We start from the raw sequence: 11,474 nt of genomic DNA, 5'->3' as shown, positions 1-11,474 counted from the left end.
TAACATTTTATTAGTAAGCATGCTCGTTTTGTCACCCGCTGATGCTTACCGTTAATTAATATAATCACTTGTATTAAATAGACTTTCTTTAAAAATACAAGACACTCTGTTATTACAAATCGTGCATGCCGTCTATCCTGCTTGCACGATGCACATTATCTCACCCAAAGAACTCATAACATTTTAATTTATTTAGCATTAAATTAAAACTCTACCGGTAAACAAGCATCTCTAGGCGTAAAAAACAGGCACTTTTTTAAATCCCAGCTAGAATAGGCTGTATAGGCAGACAGTTGCAAGACAAGGAGCGTTTTATGTCTAACAGTCCATTTTTAAATTCTATACGCACGGATATGCGACAAAAAGGTTATGCGCTGAAAACTGAAAAAACTTACCTGCACTGGATTAAGCGTTTTATTCTGTTTCACAAAAAACGTCATCCTCAGACCATGGGCAGTGAAGAGGTCAGGCTGTTTTTATCCAGCTTAGCAAACAGCAGACATGTAGCCATAAACACGCAGAAAATCGCTTTAAATGCCCTAGCTTTTTTGTACAACAGGTTTTTACAACAGCCGTTGGGCGATATTGATTATATCCCTGCAAGCAAGCCTAGACGGCTACCCTCTGTTATCTCTGCAAATGAAGTGCAACGCATTTTGCAGGTTATGGATACTCGCAACCAAGTTATTTTTACGCTGCTGTATGGTGCAGGTTTGCGCATTAATGAATGCTTGCGTTTGCGGGTTAAAGATTTTGATTTTGATAATGGCTGCATCACTGTGCATGACGGTAAGGGTGGGAAAAGCAGAAACAGCCTACTGCCCACGCGCCTAATCCCAGCAATAAAATAACTCATTGAGCAAGCGCGGCTTATTCAGCAAGACGACAACTTACAAGGCGTAGGGCCATCGCTGCCTTTTGCTTTAGATCACAAATACCCTTCTGCTTATCGACAAGCGGCGTGGATGTTTGTCTTTCCCTCCAGCACGCTCTGCAACCACCCGTATAACGGCAAATTATGCCGCCATCATCTGCATGACTCCGTTGCGCGAAAGGCATTGAAGGCAGCCGTACAAAAAGCAGGCATCGTTAGCAAGCGTGTCACTTGTCATACATTTCGTCACTCGTTTGCTACGCATCTATTACAAGCGGGGCGTGATATTCGCACTGTGCAAGAACTCTTAGGGCATAACGATGTTAAGACCACGCAAATCTATACGCATGTGTTGGGTCAGCATTTTGCCGGCACCACCAGTCCTGCGGATGGACTGATGCTACTTATCAATCAGTAAAAGTAGATAAATATCTTTATGTAGCCCTGAGTAGCCCCTGATACTTTTTATGGTGAAAAAGATAAACAATCATAGAGGGGATAAATATGAGCCAGTTCTACCATTGTTCAGATAAGTTTAAGCAAGATACTGTCAATCACAGTGACCATTCATGGTCATTACACTTCCTCCAGTTGCCAGACAATGCCTAACATAAAAACGCAAAAGCCCAAAAGTCAGAGCTTAGGTGTTCTAGGCGTTTTCTAAGCGCTGAAGAAATACGTCTTACCGTAGATTGCGTGCGTTTCTGAAGCACATTTTCCTTATACATGGCTTTATCCCAGGCAGCTTCATCAAGCTCTTGGAGTAACAAGCCAGTAATAATGCGACACTCTCGGGTTTGTAGCGAGCCGCTGGTGAGATCGGAGTTATAGCGGAAAGGGGTCATTTGTAATTATTTGTGGGTGGAGGATAGTTAACTTATTATTGTAGTTGGAAGAGGCTGCTTTCCAAACATTAGCACCTCGTAATGCTTGTTACTGTATATTAATTTATGCTCTTAGCGCATGTTAATGGGCTATTACAATGCATAATGTCCACATCAAGATAACTGTGGCTTAACACCTGTACAAGCGAAAAAAATCAATCACCTGTCCGGAAATACGGGATCACTGTAAAGTGTTGGTGAGGCAGTCTAGGAGGGGGATTTAATTTGGGATACTGATGAAAGGATTATGATCAGTTGGATATAGGATCGTACTAAGCTGAGCGGCAGGTTAGCTAGATTAGTTAACCAGATAAGTGAAATCTAGTTCCAAACTATTTTGTCATTTTTAATTTTCGTATTAGCTTACGACGCTACACCCAGTTCCCATCTATTTTGTCACTCTTCCCTAAATAATCCTTAAAAACTCCATTTCCACCCCTCCCAGTTCCCAACTATTTTGTCCGCCCACAGGGCTCATTATTTAACCGTAATGAGCCTTTTTATTTTTTTGTCAAAATATAATTTCTATTTTTTGTTTTTTTTAATATAACATAATAAAAAACAAGGAAATAAACATATGGAAATTATATTTATTGATATTATTGATAAGGAATATGAATTTGTATGCCAACTATATTGGCAGCTTGAAGAAAATGGCCGATTTTCATATTCAATGATTAAGATAGAAGAAAAAACACAATTAAAATCTAAAGAAATAAAAGCTATTGTGGCTAAAAGCTGCAAAGCTTATTTTTTAAAATTAAAATGTGTGTCATGTGGTGAAATAGAATTTTTACGAGATAGAAGCCATTTTTCACAATTAAGTAATTTTGAACATATTTGTGTTGATTGTATTCGTATAGAGAATGAAAAAGAAAGGCAAGAAAAAATTGAATATATTGATAATCTATTCTTTTTTAAAAAAGAAAATGCTTTAAGTATCAATGATCTTTCTTTTGAAAATAGTGTTTTTTTACTTGCACTTATACGGTGTTGTGCTGATGAAAATCTAATGTATTTAGATAGCCTGGATAATCAAAGGTATAAAAAATTAACACCGAATTATAAGTTTGACCTGTTAATCATAGAACAGCTTTATACTGCAGGTGTGATTGCAGTAAGTTCAGTTACTAATTTAAAGTATATAAGTGTTAGTGAAGATTATATTTATTTTAATAATATATTTATGTGCTGGGAAGTTATTTTTAAAGAAACTAATAGTTTATCTACGATTATTGATCTACTAGAGCTAAAATTAGCCAATATCTATTACTTACAAGAAAATAAAAAATCACTAATTGAGTTATGCAAGAAAAACAATCTATTTGAGTGTTTTTTTTATTTAAATTATGAAATGGATGAATATAATTTTACATCTTTTCTGATTGGTGAAAAAACAACAAAAAACATCACCTATTTATTAGAAAACTTATCTGTTGGGCAAGTTTTCTATATTATATCTAAAACGGTTACTGATGCTTTTGTGTATCACCAAAAAAAATCGACTAAAATAAACAAAGGGCAAGCTGCGAACTCTGTTGTTGATGCAATGAAGCGAATTCATGAAAGGTATCTAGCTAATGGATGGTCTCCCTATTCAAAATATCGGCCTCGTCATTGCCCTCAATCGGTACTTTGTCAGGTTTTATTTGTATTTATCTTGCAAACAGATGATGGCGGTATTCATAAATCGTTAAAACAAATTATAACTGACGATGATAAGGGGATTTTCTTGAATCATTAAAACTGATTTTATGTCTTAATGATTCAATCACCTAATCTTGCTGCATAGGAAAGTAAAACACATTTTTCATACTAGATAATTTTAAAATAATATCAGCACCAAGAATGATAAAATTAAGTATTATTATTTCTTCTTAAATCCACCTTAATTATTATTTTTAGTGTTTGTTATTTAAATTAAATATATAAATGTATTGGGAAATAAATCCGTAATATACTGATGGTAAGAATAACCCGACAATCTGTTTTTGCCGGGTTATTCTTTATTAAAATGAAAATTTACTTTTTTTATTATATCTTTCTATTAATATGTCTTTCCCATTTTTTAAAGTGATGTTGTGAGTAAATCGATTATCATTTATTGTTAGTTTTTTGTTTTTATTGGTTATTTTGATGATATAATTATTTATTTTATATATGGAACCATCCGGTTCATTTTTTAATAAATCAAACATATTGATAAAAATTGCATTTTCACTATTTATTTTGTTTTCATTATGATTGTGTATTAACTCTATTTTTTTTGAGTTTGGTGAACTATAAATAAAATAAAGGTTTTTTTTCATTAAATCATTTTTAAATGCGCTAATATCGTATTCTAATGATTCTTTTTTTATGAGGTTTTGTGCTTTATTTGTGTGTGTATTTTTTAAATTTTTTGTGTTTGTATCTATCTTTTCAAATTTCATCTTTAATAAAGAGACACAGTTAGTGTTGATGGGTTTTTCTTTTATATTGTAGCTGAATGATTTTTTATTATTAATAATACTATTGTTATTATTTATTTCTATAAAATATTTTAATCTATCTATGTTCATTTTTAATGATCTCCATTTGGTTTATAATTATTTTATTGGAGTGGAGTCATTATCTATATCAAAAAAAGAGACTAAGGCTAACCCTTTAATAAATTTTCCAAATCACTAAATATAGATTGCCATTCATTATCATTAATTTCCATGAACCCCATATAGCGCAGCATAAAAGCGCCTTCAGTTGCTAGAAAAACAATTCTTGCTTGTTTGCCTTTTTCTGTTGAAGTATCAAGTCTCGCAAGGCGTTCACGATACCAAGTACGTGTACTTTCCAGGTATTCAGGGGTTTGTAATAAGGATGCCATTAAGGCGGCTCCTTTTGCCATGGCGACTTTATCGTGCTGGTGGGTAGCTTGCATATGAGCAAAAATTTGCCCTTCAGGAGAGTTATCTTGCAGAGTCACTTGATTAAAAACTTCATCATAAGACTGACCCCAACGCTCAAACATCGCATCAATTAAGGCATCTTTATTGCCAAAACAGTACTGAACACCGCCTTTGGAGATCCCCATCGCTTTGGCAACTGCATCGATAGTGAGAGCGGTAGCACCTTGTTGTAGAACAATATCTTCAGCGGCATCAAGTAATTTTTCTCTATCGATTGTTCGTTGACGTCCCATTTAGAAAAACCTCTTTACAATACGTACGTATGGATTTATATTGTAGCACGATCAGCACAAAAATCATGATCAAATAAACTCATTGAGAGAATTTTATGTTAACCGATTATAAGCGCTGGATAGTGCTTCTATTAGTTTCAAGTGTACTGTTTCTTATCGTTATTGATGTCACTGTACTGTATACCGCGTTACCTAAATTAACCCATGATTTAGGCGCTACGTCATCTGAAAAACTGTGGATAATGAATGCTTACCCACTGGTGGTCGCTGGGTTATTACCTGCTGCAGGGATGCTAAGTGATAAAGTCGGTCACAAGCAAATGTTTTTATTGGGGCTACCGTTATTTGGTTTAGCCTCGTTGTGTGCTGCTTTTTCACCAACAGCAACAAGTTTGATTTTGTCTCGTGGCTTTTTAGCTGTTGGTGCAGCGGTAAGTATGCCTACCACCCTTGCTATTGTCAGGCATGTTTTTTTAGACCCAAAAGAAAGGGCATTAGCTATTGGAATATGGTCTGCGGTTGCATCTGGTGGTGCGGCAATTGGCCCTTTGATCGGCGGTATCTTACTTAACCACTTTTGGTGGGGCTCTGTTTTTTTAATTAATGTTCCAGTCGTTTTATTGGTTATTCCGTTTGCGTGTTACTTGATCCCTAAGTGTGGTGGTAACAGCGACAAAAAAATCGACATTTTCGGTTCTATTTTAGTCTTAATTGGCTTAATTGGCGTTATTTATGCGTTGAAGGAGCTCGGAAAACCTTATACAGACTGGCCTGCGGTATGGGCTTCAGGCGTTATTGGTGTTTTCTTTTTGGTGGTATTTAGAAATCGACAAGTTAAATCAATATCCCCAATGATTGATTTTACGCTATTAAAGCATCCTAAATTCAATGCAGGGCTGATAATGGCTGTGTTATCTATCGTGGTTATCGTTGGTGTTCAATTATTACTAAGCCAACGTTTACAGCTGGTTTTGGGTTATACGCCATTTGAAGCGGCTTTATATATCATTCCAATTCCATTGGCTTCAGTGATAGCTGCACCATTGGCAGGTATGTACCTTCATAAATTTGGTGAGATAAAACTCACTGTTTTCGGGTTTACTTGTACGTTAATTGGTGTCGTTGGTTTAACGATGGTGTACCAAACCTCGACAGGTATTCTGTTACTTTCATTCCTCTTTCTTATTGGTTTTGGCCTGGGTGCGATATTCACGACGGCGTCAACGACAGTGATGTTAAATGCCCCTGATGAAAAAGCAGGTATGGCAGCTTCAATTGAAGAAATTGCTTATGAAATTGGTAGTGTCTTAGGTGTAACCTTTATGGGGGGACTAATGAGTGCAATTTATACTTTGAAACTCTCATTACCTGAAGGCTTAACAGTCAGTGATAAAGTTTATGATAGTATTGATGAGGCCTTATTAGTTTCTGAGTCACTACCAGCAAATAATGCATCTGCGTTGATAAATCAGGCCAATATTGCCTTTGATCATGCTTTCTTAGGGGTGATGGTGGCAACTATTTTTGTCTTGCTGATCAGTATTATTGTTCTGCCTTATTTTTTACGCTCTAAAAAGGCATTAACGAACTAAACTAGGTGATTTGACCTCAAGGGAGCTTTTGCTCCCTTGAGGTTGTTGACAAAGCGGGATAAAAGCGTGGTTTTTCCCACTTTGTGTTATCAGCCGAAAATCAATAAATTGATTTTCCTAGTTTATTTTCAAAACCGATTAGACTTGCTGCTAAACATAATATGTTTGTCAGCAGTCTGAAGGGAGCTTTTGCTCCCTTGTACTCTTTTTATCTTATTTTGCGGATTAATACGGTTGCGAGTAATGGGCTAATTGCAAATAGAGCAAATAACCAGATTGAAGCTTGCTGTGCTCCCGCGATCCCTCCAGGGCTAATTAACCCGCTATTATTGACGACGACTCCTACTAAGGCGGCAGATAGCGCGGTTGCATACAATTGAATGGTAATAATTGAAGATGATGCGAGATTTTCCTCACCCTCTGGCGCATTCTTAAAAACACGTAGTACGAGATGAGGCCAACACACGCCAATTCCTAGACCAACCCCAGCCATGGCGATGAGATAAATAATGAATAATGGCCATGATTCGATAAGCTGTTGATTATGCGTTAGAACAGCAAGTACAATTAAAGAAATAAATATGATGACCGGGCCTGTTCGAATAATTCGGATAACAATAGCCCCTGTTCTATTGGCGCTAAAGAGTGCCCCAATGGTCCAACCCGCTGCCATTATTGCAGTTAAATAACCGGCTGTGAGCGGAGAAAACAAATGGATGGTTTGTAAGAAATAAGGGACATAAATTTCGGTTGTCATGCCACCAACTAACAAACACATGGTTAAAAATATGACGCCAAGGGGATTCTTGAGTGAATAGGCTCCTGTTGGTAATAAACGTTTGTCATTTTTACCATCGAATAAGGCAATTGTCAGCAGTATGGCTAGGCCAATTAACAAACCAATAAGGTTCATGAATAAACTATCGGACAAACTTCCAATTGAGATAGCAAGAACGGATATCACTAACAGAGAAATCGCTAAGAATGGAATTTTACTGGGTTTTGGTGCTTGAGTTTGTTTTTTAGGGAGTTGATTGATGACAATGAGCGCTAGAAAAACCGCGACAGGAAGTAAAGCCCAAAACGCCCAACGCCAGTGGCCACTTTCAGCAAAAATACCACCAATTGCAGGGCCACAGAGTGTTGCTATTCCCCACATACCTGAAACAACACCCATGGCTCGAGACCATAAGTTTTCAGTAAAAACAATGCGAATTAATGCATAGCTAAGAGCAAATAAAATACCGCCACCAAGTCCTTGTAATGCCCTCCCGCCTAGTAATACCAACATTGATGGGGAAGCTGCGCACCAAATAGACCCTAAAGAAAATAGAATAAGCGCGAATAAATAAGAAAATTTAGGCCCAAAACTGTCTAATACTTTACTAGAAAGGGCAGAGCCGACAATAGATGTTGCCACAAATAAAGTGGTATTCCATGCGTAATATTCAAGGCCGCCAATATCGTTAACGACACTGGGCAATATGGTTGTTACGATATAAATATTGATAGCATGTAGTGCCACACCGCCAGTTAAGGCAATAGTGAGTAATGCGTTGGCGCCACTGAGTAAATCAGCCCACTTGGCTTGAGGTACGGTTGATGTTTCATTGCTCATAGAGAGACCCGCTAGACGGAATGGTGGAAAAAGAGGTATTATCCAAGTAACAGCTTGGATAATAGAGTCGCATAATGATTAATGCAAGTAATTACTTTGATAATCTAAATCTAACACAGGCCGTGGATAAGGTTCTTTTTTGTATCAAAACAAAAGGGCCTATTTCTACCGCAGTGATCGCAAATGATTTAAATATGACAGGGGAAGCAGCAAGGCAACACATTCAAAAACTGACTTCGTTGGGGTTAGTTGAGGGGGAGCAGTGCTTATCGCAAACAGGGGCTGGGCGCCCTCGGCAAAATTGGGTATTAACAGAGTTAGGGCATCAACGTTTTCCGGATACTCACGCGCAACTTGCTCTTCAATTGATTGATTCTGTTCGTACTATTTTTGGTGATGAAGGACTAGAGAAGCTGATTATCCAAAGGGAAGCGGAAAGCCGAGAAAAATATTTTGCGCGTTGTAAAAATTTACCGTTAGCTGAGCGGCTTGAGGCGTTGGCTGAAGTGCGTAGCGAAGAAGGGTATATGGCGAAGGTTGAACAAGATGATGACAGTTGGTTGTTTATCGAAAACCATTGTCCAATTTGTGCCGCAGCCACTGCTTGCCAAAATTTTTGTCGTTCGGAATTGGCGTTGTTCAGTGATATTGTGGGTGATGACGCTAGCATTGAGCGTGAACAGTACTTATTAAATGGCGCAGGGCGTTGTGTCTATCGTGTAAAGGTTAATAACTAAATACCAAGATACCTTGGTATTTAGTTTAGTAATAGTATTATCTCTCAATCATCAATGTTTCAGTTGACTCTATATGTGGTGCTAGCTCTTCGTTATCAAGCCATAACGGTTTCTTACCAAACTGCTGGTATAAAGAGAGTTGGTCTTGGTAGTGAGGTGAAGGTTTTCCTTGTGGGGAAATAAAGCCACTTTGCCCTGGAGCAACAATGTCCCATGCACTCACCCCTTTTTCGGTAAACACAATTAGGTCGTTTTCAGTTCCCCGATTATGGTATTCATTTTGATGGAAATTTTCTTGAGGTAAGGCTTGTGGCACACCAAAGAAATTATTTTCACGGAAGGTTAATGCTGTGGCGGGTGTTTGCCAATTAGCTGGGTTATCACCGTATTTTTTTCTCATTTTTTGGTAGGTCGCATTCAGTGCTTTTCTAATTACATCATTCCGCGATTGTCCTGAAAATAAATCGATAGGCTGGGGTATTGGCGATTTATCTTCTAAGAGAGATTCATACAGTAATTTTGCGCCTGTACTGATATTTAAAGACCCTGTAGGGCCTTCTTGTGTCGTTTCATAACCACTTGCTAGATACCATTTATCAAATGGTGCGGGGATCGTTTGGCCTAGAGTGGCTTTAAGCATTTCTTTTAACCAAATATCGAGGATTGCAGACCCTGGATGAACATAGTGTTTTCCATCACCTGATAACTGGTTTATACCATCCCACTGTTGGAGCAAGGAGACTAATTTGACGGTATTGTCATTTGACGGAAAACCTTGTGTCGCTTGAGCTAAAAATGGGGTAAATAAGCGATGATTGAGGTCGACACGGCTAGTTTGCTGTAAAATCGTCCACATATCATCAGCTGTTAATTTATCATAGGCTTCAATGCGGTTATCGATTTCTGTCACTCTATCTGTACTTCCCCATAAGAAGGCAAATAAGTCGCTAGCGGGGTAATTTTTAGCTGGGGAGTTATTCCAGTTAGCGATGTAACCGGATTTGGGATTATAAACTTTAGGATTATTTGCAAAGGGTTGCATCCCTTTCCAGTCCCATTCTCCCGTACCTGATACGGGTAAACGGGGGTCATGGTTAGTTTGGCGTTCAGGGTAGTGCCCGGTATGTACATAACCAATATTTCCGTCTTTATCCGCATAATACCAATTAATCGTCAGTGCTTGGTTTTGTGCTTGGTCTAGCCATTGCTGCCAGTTTTGCGCCTGTCCTTGTTTTACCCAAGCCATTAAGGATGTAAGCTCTTTGCCATCCCATGCGCGAGCTTTGCTGTATGCGGTGTGAGTGGTATTATCACGCTTGACCACATTACCATGCACAGTGCGGTATACTTTAAAAGTAATGGGTTTTTCACCTTTCACATATAATGTCTCTTGGCGCGATAGCATTTGTTTCCACTGCCCTTGGTGGAAGTAGCTATTTGGATCTTCAGGTGAAATTTGTTCTGCAAAAATATCAACGCCGTCACCAAAACCCGCTGTAGAGCCCCAAGAAATTTGCCCATTATGACCGAATAAAATAGCGGGATAAGCAAACGGTGTATTTCCAACAATATTAAACCCGGCTCCATGTAACCCTATACCGTATGTATAGGCAGGGTTAAACCAACCAAACTGTGGGCCATTAAGTAAAATGGCTTTTGCACCAGACGCTTTTGTTTTTCCAACAAGCCAAACATTACTGGTGGTTGGGTACCCTGCGAGGCCATTAGCACCGCTTTGTTCATATTGTTTAGCGATTAACGCATTATTTTCCTGGGAAGAAAGCGCTATTAATTTTCCTGTTGCATCTTTTGCCGTGCGTTCAAACATGGGAGCAGTAAGTCGGTAATCACTAATTTGATTCAATTGCGCTATATTTTTTGTTTTTTGTGAATTTGAATAGGTGAATTCTTCTGATGAGATTGTTGTCGGTGCGTTGGGGTTATTAAGCCAATTAATTTGGTTAAAAAACGCCACTCCCATTTGTTCACCATACTTATCTTTAAGCGCAGTGAGTAATGCTAGATTATCAATTTCACTATTCATATCTGAAAAGCGGTTTGCCATTGTACCGACCATGATCATCGCAACATCAAAACTCGTCCATTGGGATGGTAAAAAACCATAATCAATGAACTGTTTAGGCATTAAGTCATCTGGTTTAGCATTGATTTGTTTAATCCATGCATTCATGCCATCCGCATAACCCTGCAAAATATCTTGTTCTTGAGGGGACAGTTGTGTGATTTGTTGGTGGATGGAATCAGGCCAATAGTTATTTCTGATTTCTTTATCAAAAGAAATGTAATCTTTACCTAATACTTCGGAAACTGTTCCTTGGGTACTGCGTTTAGCCATTTCCATTTGGAATAATCGGTCTTGTGCCACAGCATAGCCATATCCATAGAAAAGGCTATAAGTATCATTCGCATAGATGTGAGGAACACCATAGTTATCTCGTTCAATTTTAATTTGAATTGACTGAGAAAATGATGAGAGTGGTAGTGAACTTAAACTTAAAACAATAGCGGTAGAGATGAGGTGTTTTTTCATTTATTGAGTCTCATGTTGTTATTATTTTTTTGAGACTAGC

General features: G+C 38.0%; 8 protein-coding genes and 1 pseudogene. 4 read left to right on the top strand and 5 right to left on the bottom strand.

The window, feature by feature from the left end:
• Positions 1-314 precede the first annotated feature (314 nt).
• A pseudogene (intI2, locus tag ACU696_RS02695) lies at positions 315-1,292 on the top strand (class 2 integron integrase IntI2).
• Positions 1,293-1,479: 187 nt separating this feature from the next.
• On the opposite strand, the gene ACU696_RS02690 reads toward intI2, so the two are convergent.
• The gene (locus ACU696_RS02690; protein WP_001353740.1) at positions 1,480-1,719 is read right to left on the bottom strand and encodes a BrxA family protein; all 240 of its coding nucleotides are present in this window, start codon (positions 1,717-1,719) and stop codon (positions 1,480-1,482) included.
• 616 nt (positions 1,720-2,335) lie between these two features.
• Here ACU696_RS02690 and ACU696_RS02685 point away from each other — a divergent pair.
• On the top strand, positions 2,336-3,502 hold the full coding sequence (locus tag ACU696_RS02685; RefSeq protein WP_209102459.1) for a hypothetical protein: 1,167 nt from the start codon (positions 2,336-2,338) through the stop codon (positions 3,500-3,502).
• 265 nt (positions 3,503-3,767) lie between these two features.
• Here the strand turns inward: ACU696_RS02685 and ACU696_RS02680 are convergent, their stop codons facing one another.
• Positions 3,768-4,319 (bottom strand): hypothetical protein, encoded by a 552-nt coding sequence (locus ACU696_RS02680; RefSeq protein WP_115166303.1) that lies wholly within the window; start codon positions 4,317-4,319, stop codon positions 3,768-3,770.
• A gap of 77 nt (positions 4,320-4,396) precedes the next feature.
• Positions 4,397-4,936, bottom strand: a complete 540-nt coding sequence (locus ACU696_RS02675; protein WP_115166302.1) for a TetR/AcrR family transcriptional regulator — start codon at positions 4,934-4,936, stop codon at positions 4,397-4,399.
• A 95-nt stretch (positions 4,937-5,031) separates the two neighbouring features.
• On the opposite strand from ACU696_RS02675, the gene ACU696_RS02670 reads away from it, so the two are divergent.
• Entirely contained in the window at positions 5,032-6,528 is a 1,497-nt protein-coding gene (locus ACU696_RS02670; RefSeq protein ID WP_447343032.1) for an MFS transporter, read from the top strand.
• 208 nt (positions 6,529-6,736) lie between these two features.
• Here the strand turns inward: ACU696_RS02670 and ACU696_RS02665 are convergent, their stop codons facing one another.
• Complete coding sequence (locus tag ACU696_RS02665) at positions 6,737-8,146, bottom strand: MFS transporter (protein ID WP_209102463.1); 1,410 nt, start codon at positions 8,144-8,146, stop codon at positions 6,737-6,739.
• Positions 8,147-8,220: 74 nt separating this feature from the next.
• Here ACU696_RS02665 and ACU696_RS02660 point away from each other — a divergent pair, with 74 nt between their 5' ends.
• The gene (locus ACU696_RS02660) at positions 8,221-8,883 is read left to right on the top strand and encodes a helix-turn-helix transcriptional regulator (protein ID WP_115166301.1); all 663 of its coding nucleotides are present in this window, start codon (positions 8,221-8,223) and stop codon (positions 8,881-8,883) included.
• Between the two features lie 37 nt (positions 8,884-8,920).
• Here the strand turns inward: ACU696_RS02660 and ACU696_RS02655 are convergent, their stop codons facing one another.
• The gene (locus ACU696_RS02655; protein WP_209102466.1) at positions 8,921-11,434 is read right to left on the bottom strand and encodes a penicillin G acylase; all 2,514 of its coding nucleotides are present in this window, start codon (positions 11,432-11,434) and stop codon (positions 8,921-8,923) included.
• Positions 11,435-11,474: the final 40 nt, after the last annotated feature.

The sequence above is a fragment of the Providencia sp. PROV_01 genome (assembly GCF_053098325.1).
This window is presented reverse-complemented; position numbering and strand designations above follow the sequence as displayed.